The organism is Serratia grimesii NBRC 13537 (genome assembly GCF_001590905.1).
In the GTDB taxonomy this organism is placed as follows: domain Bacteria; phylum Pseudomonadota; class Gammaproteobacteria; order Enterobacterales; family Enterobacteriaceae; genus Serratia; species Serratia grimesii.
This window is the reverse complement of the sequence record NZ_BCTT01000005.1, coordinates 323,587-339,898: the sequence shown is the minus strand read 5'-3', so window position 1 is coordinate 339,898 and position 16,312 is coordinate 323,587. Positions and strand designations below refer to the sequence as shown.

At 50.9% G+C, this 16,312-nt stretch carries 12 protein-coding genes; 4 read left to right on the top strand and 8 right to left on the bottom strand.

The features are described from left to right. The first annotated feature begins 2 nt into the window (after positions 1-2). The 4 genes from ybfF (at position 3) to fur (ending at position 2,903) form a co-directional block, all read left to right on the top strand. Positions 3-776, top strand: a complete 774-nt coding sequence (gene ybfF / locus SGR01S_RS06405) for an esterase (RefSeq protein WP_082797607.1) — start codon at positions 3-5, stop codon at positions 774-776. Between the two features lie 291 nt (positions 777-1,067). Continuing rightward, positions 1,068-1,355, top strand: a complete 288-nt coding sequence (ybfE, locus tag SGR01S_RS06400; RefSeq protein ID WP_012005675.1) for a LexA regulated protein — start codon at positions 1,068-1,070, stop codon at positions 1,353-1,355. A gap of 241 nt (positions 1,356-1,596) precedes the next feature. Beyond that, on the top strand, positions 1,597-2,136 hold the full coding sequence (gene fldA / locus SGR01S_RS06395) for a flavodoxin FldA (RefSeq protein ID WP_037418081.1): 540 nt from the start codon (positions 1,597-1,599) through the stop codon (positions 2,134-2,136). Between the two features lie 320 nt (positions 2,137-2,456). Then, complete coding sequence (fur, locus tag SGR01S_RS06390; RefSeq protein ID WP_037418079.1) at positions 2,457-2,903, top strand: ferric iron uptake transcriptional regulator; 447 nt, start codon at positions 2,457-2,459, stop codon at positions 2,901-2,903. Positions 2,904-3,117: 214 nt separating this feature from the next. Here fur and SGR01S_RS06385 read toward each other — a convergent pair whose 3' ends face one another. The 8 genes from SGR01S_RS06385 to nagE all read right to left on the bottom strand — a co-directional run bounded on the left by SGR01S_RS06385 (position 3,118) and on the right by nagE (position 16,297). Further along, complete coding sequence (locus tag SGR01S_RS06385; protein WP_061806880.1) at positions 3,118-5,079, bottom strand: TcdA/TcdB catalytic glycosyltransferase domain-containing protein; 1,962 nt, start codon at positions 5,077-5,079, stop codon at positions 3,118-3,120. Next, positions 5,069-6,121: a UDP-glucose 4-epimerase GalE gene (gene galE, locus SGR01S_RS06380; RefSeq protein ID WP_061806879.1), complete on the bottom strand. Its 1,053-nt coding sequence runs from the start codon at positions 6,119-6,121 to the stop codon at positions 5,069-5,071. The genes SGR01S_RS06385 and galE overlap by 11 nt, the downstream gene beginning before the upstream one ends. A 49-nt stretch (positions 6,122-6,170) precedes the next feature. Beyond that, positions 6,171-7,316 (bottom strand): MFS transporter, encoded by a 1,146-nt coding sequence (locus tag SGR01S_RS06375; RefSeq protein ID WP_061806878.1) that lies wholly within the window; start codon positions 7,314-7,316, stop codon positions 6,171-6,173. 76 nt (positions 7,317-7,392) lie between these two features. After that, positions 7,393-10,050: a beta-N-acetylhexosaminidase gene (locus SGR01S_RS06370; protein WP_061806877.1), complete on the bottom strand. Its 2,658-nt coding sequence runs from the start codon at positions 10,048-10,050 to the stop codon at positions 7,393-7,395. A gap of 14 nt (positions 10,051-10,064) precedes the next feature. Further along, entirely contained in the window at positions 10,065-10,391 is a 327-nt protein-coding gene (gene chiQ, locus SGR01S_RS06365) for a ChiQ/YbfN family lipoprotein (RefSeq protein WP_061806876.1), read from the bottom strand. Between the two features lie 59 nt (positions 10,392-10,450). After that, positions 10,451-11,854, bottom strand: a complete 1,404-nt coding sequence (chiP, locus tag SGR01S_RS06360; RefSeq protein ID WP_037418064.1) for a chitoporin ChiP — start codon at positions 11,852-11,854, stop codon at positions 10,451-10,453. Between the two features lie 580 nt (positions 11,855-12,434). After that, a complete protein-coding gene (gene glnS, locus SGR01S_RS06355; RefSeq protein WP_061806875.1) occupies positions 12,435-14,099 on the bottom strand; it encodes a glutamine--tRNA ligase in 1,665 nt (554 codons plus the stop codon). A gap of 251 nt (positions 14,100-14,350) precedes the next feature. Continuing rightward, the gene (nagE, locus tag SGR01S_RS06350) at positions 14,351-16,297 is read right to left on the bottom strand and encodes a PTS N-acetyl glucosamine transporter subunit IIABC (protein ID WP_037418058.1); all 1,947 of its coding nucleotides are present in this window, start codon (positions 16,295-16,297) and stop codon (positions 14,351-14,353) included. Positions 16,298-16,312 lie beyond the last annotated feature (15 nt).

The following is a 16,312-nucleotide window of genomic DNA, read 5'->3' as shown; positions in this document are numbered from 1 at the left end:
GTATGAACTTCACCATGAAATTACATTATCAATTGCTGGCTACTGAGTCCGCAGCGCTGCCGGTCATGCTGATCCACGGGCTATTTGGCAATCTGGACAATCTGGGCGTGCTGGCGCGCGACCTTAACCAGCAGCACAGCGTGATTAAAGTCGACTTGCGTAACCACGGCCTGTCGCCACGTTCAGCGGTAATGACCTATTCGGAAATGGCCCAGGATCTGCTGGCACTGCTGGATGATTTGCACCTGGAGAAGGTCATTGTTATCGGCCATTCAATGGGCGGTAAAGCGGCGATGGCACTGACGGCGATCGCACCAGATCGAGTGGACAAACTGATCATTATTGACGTGGCGCCGGTGGATTATCAGGTTCGCCGCCACGACGAAATTTTTGCCGCGTTACAAGCCGTCAGCGCAGCTGGCATCACTCAGCGCCAGCAAGCTGCGGAATTGATGCGCAGCTATCTGGATGAAGAAGGTGTGATCCAATTCTTGCTGAAGTCATTCCATCAGGGCGAATGGCGCTTCAACCTGCTGGCGCTGATCGATCAATATGAAAATATCACCGGCTGGCAAGAAGTGCCCGCCTGGCCACACCCGACACTGTTCATTCGTGGTGGGCTTTCACCTTATGTCCAAGATAGCTACCGCGCAGATATTGCCCGCCAGTTCCCACAGGCACGTGCGCACGTGGTTGCAGGCACTGGGCACTGGGTTCATGCGGAAAAACCAGAAGCCGTGTTACGTGCCATACACCGTTTTCTCGGCGAAGCCTGAGTCGCACGGCGCCTTGTTAGAGCAGGAATCCAACCTAAAACGGCTATCTGGTGAAAAAACGCGCTAAAGATAACGGCTTAGCGCGTTTTCGGCTCAGTTAAACATTGTCGTCGCTCCATCTGCTGGGGTAATATGGCGCGCTATAATTTTGCCGCCGTGCTAAGCGTGTTTAATAGCGCCAAGCTGGGGGTGAATTTGGGTTAGGGTTTATTGGCCCGAAGTGTGTTAACCGAACCATCCAGAAGCGTTTACGCGCTTTTTGATGCAAACTCCCTTGCAGTACCGCTACCTATGGCAAAAGAACAAACGGATCGCACGACGCTGGATCTGTTCGCAGATGAACGCCGTCCGGGGCGCCCGAAAACCAACCCGCTATCCCGAGATGAACAGCTTAGAATCAATAAGCGTAATCAGCTTCGACGCGATAAAGTCCGTGGCTTACGGCGTGTGGAACTGAAGATCAACGCGGATGCGGTGGACGCCCTGAACAAATTGGCGGAACAGCGTAATATCAGTCGCAGCGAACTTATTGAGCAAATGCTGTTGGCGCAACTGGCAGACGACCAGCCAGAACATTGATCATTGCAGCCGCACATGCGGCGCGGCGTTAAGGATGACGCCCGATCAACATCGTTTTATACCTAGTGTATATTCCACCCGGTATCGCATAAACGTGATAAAACCCCGGGGTAAATTTCTGGCATGATACGCAATTACCGGTAAGGGTTTCCCTTGCCATGGCATCATTTTAATCGGTGTTATCGTAGTCAGCGCTAACATCGTGTAATGCAATTTATTGAATTTAAAGGTTATACGCGATATGGCTAATGTAGGCATTTTCTTTGGCAGCGACACTGGCAATACCGAAAACATTGCCAAGATGATCCAGAAAATTCTTAAGCAACAGTTTGGCGATGATGTTTGCGAAATGCACGACATCGCCAAAAGCAGCAAAGAAGACCTGGAAGGTTTCGATATCCTGTTGCTCGGTATCCCGACTTGGTACTACGGTGAAGCCCAGTGCGACTGGGATGACTTCTTCCCAACGCTGGAAGAGATCGACTTTAACGGCAAGTTGGTTGCGCTGTTTGGCTGTGGCGACCAAGAAGACTACGCAGAATATTTCTGTGATGCGATGGGTACTATCCGCGACATCATTGAACCACGTGGCGCCGCCATTGTAGGCCACTGGCCGACTAAAGGTTACCACTTCGAAGCGTCGAAAGGTTTGGCAAGTGACAGCCATTTCATTGGCCTTGCCATTGACGAAGATCGCCAGCCAGAGCTGACCAATGAACGTGTCGAAGGTTGGGTAAAACAAATCGTCGAAGAGTTGAGCCTGGCCGAGATCGTCGGGTAACGCCAAAGGTTGAACAAAAGCCCTGCAAAGTGCATAGTGTTGCCGGCAGGGCCGTCATCGGCAGTACGGATTACTGCAATAGAAGATACACATTTGTAACTTCTCACATCGTCAAGGTAGACTGAGATATCGGTTTATCCCATCCATCAAGACGTTGCGTGTGCAACATGCAATAGTGCAATTATATCTTTGTTAACAACCGGCGGTTTCTATTTAGGCCAACCGGTTCTATAATGAGACGCAATTAACACTTTGTGCCGACCGATGCCACAGGCGAGAACGCCTCAACTTGATTAGCATAGTAACAGGACTGAATCCGCATGACTGACAACAATACCGCATTGAAGAAGGCCGGCTTAAAAGTCACGCTTCCGCGACTCAAAATCCTGGAAGTACTGCAAAATCCGGAATGCCATCACGTCAGTGCGGAAGATCTGTACAAAAAACTGATAGATATGGGCGAAGAAATTGGCCTGGCTACGGTTTACCGCGTACTGAACCAATTTGATGATGCAGGCATTGTGACTCGTCACAACTTCGAAGGCGGCAAGTCCGTGTTCGAACTGACCCAGCAACATCACCACGATCACCTGATTTGCCTGGACTGCGGCAAAGTGATCGAATTCAGCGATGAATCTATCGAAGTGCGTCAGCGTGATATCGCCAAGCAGCACGGCATCAAGCTCAGCAACCACAGCCTGTATCTGTACGGCCACTGTGAAACTGGCGACTGCCGCGAAGACGAAACTCTGCACGACAAAAAATAATGCCCTAAAACGGTATTGAGAACCGCCTTAACGGCGGTTTTTTTATGCCTGTAGCTCTGCGATGAATAGATAAAAAAATCCCCGGACAGGCCCGGGGAAAGATAATAGCTAAATGACAACAATTGCAGCGGCACTTCTCCACGGTACTTCTCGCTTCCCACTTACACTCACTTCAACGTCAACTCACCCGCCGACACGCGGATGGGTAAACTCGTTACAATGCATATTCAAGAAATAACAGCCGATCAAAAAACAGCGCCTTGGCTTGGTCGAACACACCACGAACACGAAACCCCTTGTTCAAATAAATTTGGCAGGCATCACTGCGTTGCCATACGCACAGCACGATGTTTTTCGCCTGTCGCTGATCCGCTTGCAGCTTAATCAGGGCAAACATTTGATTAAAATATCCCAGCCCACGATATTGGCTCTCAATCGCCAAACTACAGACAAAATAGTCGTCAGCAACACAGTGACTTTTCACAAAGCTGTCATAGGCCTCATCAAGCGGTTTCATTTCATCGCGATAAAGGTAATCCGCGTCTATGCCATACAGTTCACTGACAGTCGCCGCATTGAAAAAACCGATAAATTCCCCGCGCCGATCATAAGCCACAGTAATCAGGTCTAGGTAAGGCTCAATATTTTGCGCCTGCTGCAAAGACACCAGATCCAGACCGGCGCGATTGCCAACAGAACAGTATTCCAGATAACTGGTGCTAAAAATCAGCTTTGCCATGCGGGTCTTATCCGCTTCATCCACCCGCCGTCCCGCCAGGAAATGCAACGATCCTTGCGGTTCAGGCAGCATCGCCTCCCCCACCCCCACGGTAGATCGCCAGTAATTCCCTGCCGCTATCTGCCGTCTGTTATCGGCAATCAAATATTCACCAAAAAGCTGGTTTACCCGATCAAGCCGGCGATCATGAGAAAGCACCGAATAGTAGTGGTAATGGTCGATATCGGACCGAATCTGCGCCGGATAAGCCATGCGAGGTACTTCATCGACGGTAAATATTTCCGCATAGCGTGCCAAATCCAGCGGCTGCTCAAGTTGCCAATCCACCCTTTCCAACCGGCTAACGCATTGCCGGTAGCTCTGCTCCTCTTCTTGCGACAGCGGTAGCCTCTCATTGGTGATCACATCTTCCAGCAGGCGCATACCACGAATACCACAGGTCACCGCCTGCGGGGCAGCGTCATAATGGACACCATAATTCTGACAAAAGCGATCATGACTGAGGAAAGTGCGTTCAATGTGGCGGCTCCACAGCTGATAAAAGGGATCAAACAGTTTCCGTTCATAAACCGAATTCTTTTCCGGGACCTCACGGCGTTCTCCCGCGTAAATTTGATCAAGCCCCGCCAACATCCTGCATGACGACATATCTCCTTTACGACTGATGATCATTCCAGTTTCGTCGAGAAACAGATTCAACCAACTGACGTGATTAACCTCACCTCCGGGGCGAAACTGAAGAAAATCCGGCAGCTCGGGCTTAATCAGAAACAGTGTCGCCGAACGGTGGGGAAGCGTGTCGATATCCATATACACGCCGCCCATCTCGATCAAAATCAAAAAGCGGAAGTAGTCGGAAAGTGTGGCGTAGTAGCGTTTATCATGAAGCTGATGAATAAAGCCCAGACTATTACCGACTTTTCTTTGCGCCAGTTCACTCAACGAATGTACCTGTAGGCGATGGTTACCGGCATCGTACTCTCCCAACTGGCCGCCCAGACTCTCGGGAGAAGCAATGAAATAGGCATCCTTTGCCAGCTGCTGTGTGTCCCAAACCCATAACATGCCGACCCAGTCATGAGCCTCACCACGACTCACTGCCTGCTGCGCATCTCCCCACTGAGAAATAACCTCTCTGGCATCGTCAGGAATGGCACCGCCCAGCCAAATGCGATGCAGCAATTGTTCCTGTGCGGCAAGAGGCCGCGTCGGCACGCAAAATAGTGAAGAACAGCGCACGGCATCAAATAAGTGACCCCGTGCAGACAACCAGTCCCGCAGTTGAGCCACCCCGCGTTGATAACGTGCCTTTATCGCTGGCGTAGACTGACGCTGGTACTTCACGAATTCAAACTTCAGCTCGCTTAATCTCGCCTCATACTCGGCCTGAAACAGATCATCCTGCAGGATCCCCAAGTGCCCTTTGTTAAGCTCCATCGGCTACCATCCTTATTGATGACAGCGGTGCCGGAGGACCATAACCCTGCGGATTTTTGCTCTGCCAAGACCACGCATCACACACCATTTTTTCCAGGCTGCGCTTGGCTTGCCAACCCAGTTTTTCCGCCGCCAATGACGGATCGGACCAACACTCGGCTATATCACCCGCACGCCGGGGATTAAATTGATAGGCGATCTTGAACCCACAGGCGCGTTCGAATGCCTGAATAATTTCCAGTACCGAGTAACCTTTTCCGGTACCCAGGTTATAGACGTTAAAACCTGGCTGCAGGTTATCCAGCGCTTTCAAATGCCCCTCGGCCAGATCCATAACATGAATATAATCACGTACCCCAGTACCATCACTGGTAGGGTAGTCGTTGCCATACACTGGCAACACCGCGAGTTTGCCAATAGCCACCTGTGCCAGATACGCCAGAAGATTATTGGGAATGCCGGCGGGATCCTCACCGATCAAGCCTGACTCATGCGCCCCAGCTGGATTAAAGTAACGTAATGCGGTAATCGCCATCTGCGGCGCAGTGGAAGCGAACTCCGCCAGGATCTGCTCAACAATCAGCTTAGAAGTACCGTAAGGATTCGTGGTCTGCCCGACACGACAGTTTTCCGTCAATGGGGTATATTCCGCAGGTCCATAAACAGTGGCTGAAGAGCTAAAAATAAACTGATTAACGCCCGCATGGCGCATTCTGTCCAACACGATCAGCGAGCCTGAGATATTATTTTGATAATATTTCAGCGGTTCTTCGGTAGATTCCCTGACAGATTTCAAACCTGCAAGATGAATAACAGCATGAATATCATGCTGCCGGAAGATATGGTCCAACAGATGATGCTGTTGAATATCTCCTTGATAGAAAATCACTTTTCTACCCGTTAATCGTTCCACTCTAAATAAAGACTCTGGCGAACTGTTAGAGAGATTGTCCAATACGACAACATTCTCCCCCCTTTCTAACAGTGCCAATACAGTATGCGAGCCGATATAACCGGCGCCGCCCGTCACCAATATAGCCATCATGTATCCTTGTTTGTGTTTAAAAATAAACGACTCACTCAGAAACCACCTAAACTTCCCGGACTTTAAAACCGACAGGTAAAGCAATAAAAAGCAGTAACACGGCTAACAGATAAACGGAGGAATGCGGCCCGTATTCGGTCAGAATCCCTTGTAATATTCCGGCCAGGATCACGCCGGTTGAAATGCTGTTGGTGAACAACGTCGTCGCCATACCGGCCCGTTCCGGCATCAAATCCTGGAAATACAGCATGCCGACGGTGGCGATAATGCCAATAAATATCGCGTTAAATACCTGCAAGGCCAATAGTCCACTGGCCGAGGTAAAACACAGCATTCCAGCATAAAACAACACGCCAGCCACCATTGCACCGGCCATCATCAGGCGCTTGCCAACACGGTTCACATAGCGCCCAGCCAAAATCATGATTGGGATTTCAATGGCCGCAGCGACGCCCATAACCCACCCCGTCAGGCTCTGTGGCAAACCCAGTTCGGCGCTGATATACAGTGGGACATCAATCAGATACATGGCGCTGCAGGTCCACATCAATACCGAGGCAAAAAACAGCAAGCCAACGTCTTTATCAAAGACCGTTTTTTGCTGCATTGCGATGTCGCTGTTGATGGTGATACGAGCCACCTCGGGCAATATCCACCACGCCAACAACGTGACTAACAGAAATATCCCCGCGGCAAAAATAAACATGGCTGTGAAGCCATAATTCACCACCAGCATAAAAGCCAATGGCGGACCAAAGACCCAGGCAAGAGAAAGTTGGGCTCGCATTATCGCGCTGAACATCGCGACGTTTTGCGATGACCGCTCTCCATACTCACGGGCAAGAGCAAATAATTGCGGAATGGCGGTATTGGCGATGGCAGTTAACAGCACGCCCGCTGTTATTAACGTCAAATAATTGCGATTAAATGCAAATAACAGACAGTTCCCTGCCGCCAATAAATAACAGATTAAAATCAGATTGCGCCGGTCACGCTGGCGGTCTGATTTTTTTGCCAGCAAAAAGCTGACAATAATGCCGACGCCAGCGTTAACCGCATAAAAAAAACCAACCCATAATGACGTAACCCGCACCTCCGTGGTGAGGAACAGGCTTAGGGTCGGTATTTGCAGCGCCCCGGCAATCCCGGAAAAAAAAGCAACGACCATAAAGGTCAGCCGTATCGAATTCATCTCTGATTACCGTCGGTCGCTGCAATTAAGGATCAATAACGGCCCGCCTGCGAACAGACGGGCCGTGGTTCAGGATTTACACTTTCTCGGCGCGGCTATAACGCTTACCGTCCGGGCTTATTGCACGAATGTGCACGTCACCGCTGACACTAGGCTTAGTTTTGGCATCGTACCGCTGCCATTGCTTGCCACCATCCGTAGAATACTCAATGCCCAGACCCGGCAACGAGATATTCGCCTCCAGTTTGCCACCTACCACGCGAGCGCCCGGCACTGGCAGCCGATAACTCACGCCACCTTTGTCCAGTTTTGCCAGCTCTCGTTGGCCAAGAAGGTTAGCAAAGCGCAGCCAATCACGATCCAGTTTCTTCGTGTCGACAAAGTGAGTTTCCCCGCCTTTATACTCCCGACCCGCCTGGTAATCTTGCTCCCAACTTGCCCGATGCCATGCACGTTCTGCCACCGACAACGAGCGAGGGAATATCATGTATTCCATTTCTGCGTCGGTGCGTTGGGTTTCACTCCACATCTGGGCAGAGATACCGTAAGCGCCCGGCCAAGGTTTGTCGCTCTTGGCGGTAAAATGATTGCCATCACGGTCAACCGAGGTTTCCGCATTTTGCGGCAAGTTGTTCGGGGCAAAGCTGAACATTTTCTGTTCGTCACTGAAACGGGTGCCCCAGTAATAGCCACGCTCGTCCGGGTTCACCTCATACGGGAAATCCATGTAGACATAATCCGGGTTGGACAGGATCACTTCGTAGCCTTTGTTGGCCCAATCATTGGCACTATCAAAACCGCCCCAATACAAGGTATCCCAGAAATTCACCCCGACACGTTCAGTAGCGAAAGCCTTGGCATTCTTCGCATCTTTCAGGCCATCCTGCCAAGCCTGCATTCTGTCGATGCCATGCGCTTTCACCAATTGGCTAACTTCGACACCAAAGTAGCTTGGCAGGTGTTCCATATCCGCGACTTTACCGTCTTTAATCATCGCCTGGCATACCTGGGACTTCGCCCACGGTTTGTCTTCTTTACTCTGATCAATGATGCCCTTACCCGCCTCTGGCTTGGTACGATCGGTATAACCGGCACCTAAACGAATGTTTTTCGCCTCGTCGCCGCCAAAATGCCAGGTACGCAGCGGTTGGCCTGCCTCTTTGTGCATTTGGGCAATCTCACCAATCACCTTATCGACAAAGCGCTTAGATGAGTCCAGGCATGGGTTAAGGTAACTCTGGCGGTTAAAGTACTGAACCGAGGTCGTATTAGAGGTATCGGTAGGATCCACCAAACGGAATTCGTTGGCCTCTTGCTCTTTACCCGCAGCATGCAGCTTTTTATAACGTGCCTCCATTGAGACCACGGCTGCACGGGCATGCGCTGGCATATCGATTTCTGGGATCACTTCAATCTTGCGCGCCTGAGCGTACTTGATAATGTCGATGTAATCCTGACGAGAGAAGAACCCACCGTAGACGTCAGGCCCATGACCGTACTGTGGTAACAAGCAGGTAGTTTCACTCAAATCATGGCAGCGCTGCCCCCCGACTTCCGTCAACTCCGGTAAGCCGGGGATGGCGATACGCCAACCTTCATCATCACTCAGGTGGAAATGGAATTTATTGAGTTTGTAAGCCGCCATCTGATCGAGTAAGCGCAAAACCGCATCTTTTTGATGGAAGTTACGTGCGACGTCCAGGAAGATGCCGCGATACTGGAAGCGCGGTGCATCTTTAACATCCAGCATGGCAATTTTAGCGCTGCCGTCGGAAGGAATCAGCGACAGGATAGACTGCAGGCCGTAGAAAACTCCGGCCTGATCGAAACCGATGACCTGTGCTCCCTTATTGCCAATGTTCAACTCATAGGCACCGGGCACCGCCAACTCGCCGTTGAATTTTCCTGGCTGGATGTCAGTCTTTATCGGATACCCATTCGCGTTATGGGTTATACCCAATAAGGCAAAGCGTTGGGTTGCCGCATCTGCTGCCGGTTTGGACAGTGCACTTAACTCCAGTGCTACGCCATTACGCAGATCCACATCCTGAGGATGTACTTTCACATCCAGCGGCGTGGGTACGATCTGACCGCGTAGTGACGCTGTCGGCAAGGTTTTCAGCTCGGCATTTTTTGTGAAGCGGGAGGCTGGCGTCATCAAGATGTTGTTGTCATCCTTGATGCGCTTCCACTGGTCACCCGTAAAGGGAGCAACAAACTGACTCAGATCTTCGGTGTCGGTATTGATCAGGATTTTTGGCTTGGCATCACCTGAAGTGGCATACCAGCGCGGCACAAAGTCTGTTTTAAACAACTGCCAGTATTCTGCAATAATAGGAATATCAACCGTTTGCCCCGCAGGGAAACCGGTAAACTTATCGGTGGGCTCCAGTTTATACAGATCACCCGTCAGGTGAGATATTTTGAATTGATCGTTGTCCACCCGCATTGTCTGGCGAGCGCTGTGGAAGTAAATCGCCCAGTCGTGGCCTTTAATCTCCTGATTATCATTGGTCAGGCTGATCAAGACCTTATTGCATGCTGCCCAATCGGCACCCAGCTTCCCACAATCCAGGCCACTGTCTGCGGCCCGGTTATCGACCATTTTCAAATTCAGTTTCAACTGGCTAAGTTGATCCACCAATTGCTGATTGGCCATCGCGTTCCCCACGCTGCCAAATAATCCAACGGTTGCCGTCAATGCAGCAAGCGCACTCAATTTGAATTTGTTCATCTTTAGCATCATCCTTAATTATTGTTATCGTGAATCTCTTTCCAAATTTTGCCGCACTTGGCGTCATAAGCCTGGCCGTTGCCGCTATGAACCGCTTGAATGCAGTTCTGATAATCCATCACCCGCACCGTTTCCTCCTCGGCAAACTGCTGATGTTGTTTCTCTTGTTTCAGCACATTCAGTACTGCCTTACATGGCTGCAACCTTTCTGGCGAACCTTCGGCGGTGTTAATACAGGCACTGTAAGCCTGTTTCAATTTGACATCTTCCGGCGGTGCTGCTGGCTGTACACAAGCACTCAGCGTGACAGTTGCGGCCAACATCAACATGATTTTTTTCATCAAAATTTTCCCGTTAAGTGGCGAAAACACTGTCCCCGGCGTTGCCGCCGGGGAACGCATTAGAAAATGGTGAATGGCGCGATAACCATGAATTTGACGTCTTTCTCGTCCTGGAAAATGTTGCCGTAACCGCCGCCCCAGCTTGGGATGTTGGTGTGGTTGTCATACTGGGTGTAGTGCAGTTTCAGTAAGGTGCCTTTGGCGCGGCCTTCCTGAATGGTGTACATCGCGTCCAGGCTCCAGGCGCTCTCTTTCAGTCGCTGGCTCTGGTCATACATTGGGTTGGTACTCGGTTTTGCATCCCAGGCGTAAACGTAAGAACCGCCCACGGCCATACCCGGCAGGTTCCAGTTGCTCAGGTCGTACATCACACCGGCGTAAACCGCTTTTTCGCCGTTGGCGTTAAAGTCGGAACGGTTATCCCACCACACATCGAGACGACCGTTGGAGGAGGCGTAAGTTGGGGTCATACGTTGCAGGAAGTAACCCTGGTTGCCCTCGGCCTTGACCATGGTTCCTTCCAGGCGCCAGTTAAACTGCCCCGTGGTGTAGCCAAAAGTCAGCGCCTGCAACCAAGCTAACCCGTCATAGATGCTGTTAGGATCATTCTTGTCGCTAATACGGTCTTCCGTACCGTAGAACTGATAGCTGGTCGTCAACGGGTTGCCTACCAGATCGAATTTATAAGATGCTTTGGTGAAGTACTGGTTTACATAGCCCTGGGCCTGACCGAATGCCGCTTCCAGTACAAAGTCGTTTTTAAAGTCATACTTCGCACCAAGGGAGTGAAGGTAGGAGACGCCCGTTTTTTTATCGTTCTGGCGGAAGTCATCCATTTCGATATGCCATGGCGCTTTGTACTTATTGGTCCACATGTAGGAGAAGCTCAATGCCCCTGCGTCGCCATAGTCAAACTTGGCGCCAGCCTCAGCCCCTTGATAGGTGCCCGGCATAAAACTCCAGTGCGGAGCCAGCAGAGTTTGGCCGGTTGGCTGGATATAACCGGCACGTGCCCAGACAGGGCCATACTTGAATTTACCTGCAGCTTTATACAGGCTGATGCCGCCTTTATCGCCGCTGTAATCTTCATCATAGGTACGGTTTTTGGAAGAGAACGCAATTTCGTTCGGATGGCCGCTGGCACTGGACTCGGCCAGCTCAATGGCGGTAAAGGCCCCTACGTCCAGACCGAACATGTCCCAGGCGTAACCCGACGCGAAATCCAGGCTCAGGTTGGCCGTCGAATGTGACAGGTTAGTGGTGTATTTATTGTAATCGTCACTGGTCGGATTGAGATCTTTACGGTCGCGCTCACGCTGCCAGTAATAAACACCGCCGGTCATCGTGGAATCATCGACAAACCCTGCGGCTTTCGCCTCAGGGGCCATGGCAAACCCTGTTCCCAACAGCGCACCCGCGACTGCGAGCGCCAGCGTTTTACGCTGAGCACCGTGCGTACCCATAATGAAATTCCTCTTTGACTTAACTTTAAAAGTTGCAGTCGCCCGTGTTCACCACTGCCCTGCACGACTGCTAATAAAAAACCCAACCGGGTAAAAAATAATGCTGACAGAGCTCAAACCCCACAGCACTTATTGCTACAGCTAGACTATTTTTCGCGACGCGAATTATCAAATGAATTATGAGAGAGATTTGTCAAAGTATGACAAAGAGCACATATCGATGAGATTTTGTTACGTGGCTATGCAAAGAGGCTGTCGAATAAAAAATTCAATAAAATCAGAATAAATAATGATACAAGGTCAACCAGAGACGATTAATGGTTTCAGCTTAATCAAAAAGGTCAGTCAGAAGAAAAAATATGAGAGCGCTCTCTAAATGACATTAATTCGCATCGCGAATATATAAGACAATGTTATATTACTAATGATTTATATCAAGAAATTACTGATGCACCGGGCAGATAAAAATTTAAAAATAGATTGAGAAAATAAAACGTTTAGAAGGGAATAAACAGCGAAGGCGGGCATAAAAAAAGCGCAACTCACGTTGCGCTTTTTCGCGTTAACACCATTTCAGTACTCAGGCGTCAATTTTAGCCCAAGTATCTCGCAGGCCAACCGTGCGGTTGAACACCAGGTGTTCAGCCGAGGAATAGCGGCTGTCAGCACAGAAATAACCTTCACGCTCGAACTGGTAGGCTTTTTCAGGTTGTGCGGCCGCCAGGCTTGGCTCCACGAAGCCATGCTTGATAACCAGTGACTCAGGGTTGATGGTGGTGAGGAAGTCCTCTGCCGCCGCCGGGTTTGGCACGTTGAACAGACGGTCATACACACGAATTTCCGCCGGCAGCGCATGCTCAGCAGACACCCAGTGGATTACGCCTTTTACCTTGCGGCCATCGGCAGGATCCTTGCTCAACGTATCTGGATCGTAGCTGCAGAAAATAGTGGTGATCTCGCCTTCAGCGTCTTTCTCAACGCGCACTGCCTTGATCACATATGCATTACGCAGACGTACTTCTTTACCCAATACCAGACGCTTGTACTGCTTGTTGGCTTCTTCACGGAAGTCAGCGCGGTCGATATAGACTTCACGGCTGAACGGCACTTCACGGCTGCCCATTTCCGGTTTGTTCGGGTGGTTAGGCATGGTCACCATTTCCACGCCGGTGGTCATATTTTCGATGACAACCTTCACCGGATCCAGCACGGCCATCGCACGTGGCGCATTCTCATTCAGCTCTTCACGAATACAAGCCTCAAGCGCCATCATTTCGACGTTGTTATCTTGCTTGGTCACGCCGATACGCTGACAGAACTCGCGGATTGACGCAGCGGTATAACCACGGCGACGCAGACCAGAAACGGTCGGCATACGCGGGTCATCCCAGCCTTCAACGATCTGCTCAGTCACCAACTGGTTCAGCTTGCGCTTCGACATGATCGCGTACTCGAGATTCAGACGCGAGAATTCGTACTGACGCGGATGACAAGGGATAGTGATGTTATCCAGCACCCAGTCATACAGACGGCGGTTGTCCTGGAACTCCAGCGTACACAGCGAATGGGTGATCCCTTCCAGCGCATCGGAAATGCAGTGGGTGAAATCGTACATCGGGTAGATGCACCATTTGTTGCCTGTCTGATGATGCTCAGCAAATTTGATACGGTACAGCACCGGATCGCGCATCACGATAAACGAGGACGCCATATCAATTTTGGCACGCAGACAAGCGGCACCTTCGGCGAACTCACCGTTGCGCATTTTCTCAAACAGCGCCAGGTTCTCTTCTACGCTGCGGCCACGGTATGGGCTGTCTTTGCCCGGCTTGGTCAGGCTACCGCGATATTCACGGATCTGCTCAGGCGACAGTTCGTCGACATAGGCCAAGCCTTTACTGATCAGCTCCACCGCATACTGGTGCAGTTGATCGAAGTAATCTGAGGAGTAACGAACGTTACCGCTCCACTCAAAGCCCAACCACTCCACGTCGTGTTTGATCGACTCAACGAACTCGATGTCTTCTTTTACCGGGTTAGTGTCATCGAAACGCAGGTTGCACTGGCCTTGATAATCTTGGGCAATGCCAAAGTTCAGGCAGATGGATTTAGCATGGCCGATATGCAGATAGCCATTTGGCTCTGGCGGGAAACGGGTATGAACAGACGCATGTTTCCCTGACGCCAGATCTTCATCAATGATCTGACGGATAAAATTGGTTGGGCGGGCTTCTGCCTCACTCATTTCACTATTCCTCAATGCAAAGTGCTACACATAACCGCCTATGATCCAACAAGCCACGCCCGGAAACAACCGTTTGTTTCACGAAAAATGCGGAGCATTGCACCACGATGGATCGCAGCCCCCTTTCAGGGCCCCCTTATCTCTTCATCATCCATAAAAAAGCGGGAAGAGATTACTCTCTTCCCGCCAAAGGTAGGGTGCGTTCCGTCATGACTCGTTAAACACCCTGGGTACTACTCAGGTAAAACAGTTTATTTTTGGATCTCAAACAGTTTGGTCTGGCCAGCCACCACAGAGCCGGTCGCCAGCGCCGTCAGACCCGCGTAATCGTCAGAGTTACTGACCACAACCGGGCTGATCATCGAACGAGCATTGGCGTTCAGGAACTCCAGATCCAATTCAAGGATTGGCTGACCGGCTTTCACCTCAGCACCCTCTTCAACCAGACGTTTGAAGCCTTGGCCGTTCAGCGCTACGGTGTCGATACCCATGTGCACCACAATCTCCGCACCCTTGTCCGTTTCCAGACAGAATGCATGATTGGTATTGAAGATTTTCACAATGGTACCATCAGCAGGTGCAACTACGGTTTTATCGGTCGGGCGAATCGCCAGGCCGTCGCCGACGGCTTTACTGGCAAAGGCTTCATCAGGAACCTGATCCAACGCCACCACATCACCCGTTACCGGAGCCACCAGCGACTCAAAGGCCACTTTAGGTGCATTAGGTACGGCCTGTGATTTTGCGACATTCACGCCAGCAGCCGGTGCGACTTCTGCCGCAGGAACCGGGCCGGTAGCAATGACTGCACGCATACCATCAGCAATAGCTTCAGCTTTAGATCCCACGATAACCTGAACAGTTTGCTTGTTCAGTTTCACCACGCCTGAAGCCCCCAGGCGCTTACAGCTTGCATCGAGTACTTTTGAAGAATCTTTAACAGTCAGACGTAAACGCGTGATACAGGCATCAATGCCGGTCAGGTTGTCAGAACCACCGATGGCACCAATGTAGCTGCGAGACAGTGCACGCAGGCCTTCATCCGTATTGCTGTTAGCTTCAGGTGCGACGACATCATCAGACGCATCTTCACGGCCCGGAGTTTTCAAGTTGAACGCACGGATAATGATAGAGAACAGCACGAAGTACACTGCGAAAGCGACCAGGCCCATCACAACCAGCATCCAGACGTTCTTGCTGGCAGCCGGCAAGTTATACATCAACACATAGTCGATGGCGCCTGCAGAGAAGGAGAAGCCAGCGTGGATGCCCAGCAACGTAGCAACAAACAGACTGATACCGGTCAAGATAGCGTGGACCAGATACAGCAGCGGAGCCAGGAACATGAACAGGAATTCAAGTGGCTCGGTTACACCGGTCAGGAAGGCAGTCAACGCAACAGACAGCAGCATCCCGCCCACCATTGGACGACGTTCTTTTGGTGCTGCGAAATACATGGCCAATGCCGCACCCGGCAGACCAAACATCATGATTGGGAAGAAGCCGGACATGAACATCCCGGCAGTACCGTCACCTGCATAGAAGCGGTTGATGTCACCGTGGAAGATGGTGCCGGCAGCATTGGTAAACTCACCAATCTGGAACCAGGCAATGGTGTTCAGTACCTGGTGTAAACCGGTTGGGATCAGCAGACGGTTAACGAAACCGAAGATGCCGGAACCGATCGCGCCCATGGAAACAATCCATTCACCGCCTGCGTGGATAGCATTCTGTACCGGTGGCCAGATATAACCAAAGACAGCAGCAAGGATTAAACAGAAAAAGCCGGTAGCGATTGGGACGAAACGCTTACCGCCGAAGAATGAGAGGAACTCAGGCAGTTTGATGCCGGACCAGCGGTTATAAACCGCACCGCCCACCAGGCCGGTAATGATACCTGCCAACACACCCATATTGATTGCTGGGTTAATAGTGACCATTGCTTTGGTCAGGATGAAGTAACCCACCGCGCCCGCCAATGCAGCGGAACCGGCATTGTCTTTCGACCAGGTTGCCGCCACACCGATAGCAAAGATTAACGCCAGGTTATCGAAGATTGATCCACCGGCCTGTGCGATGAACGAAATATTGAGTAAATCAGGCTGCCCGAAGCGTAGCAAAAGCGCCGCAACGGGCAGTACTGCGATTGGCAGTTGCAACGACCTGCCCAATCTTTGGAAAAAGCCGAGTATGTTCACCTTAATATTCCCCCT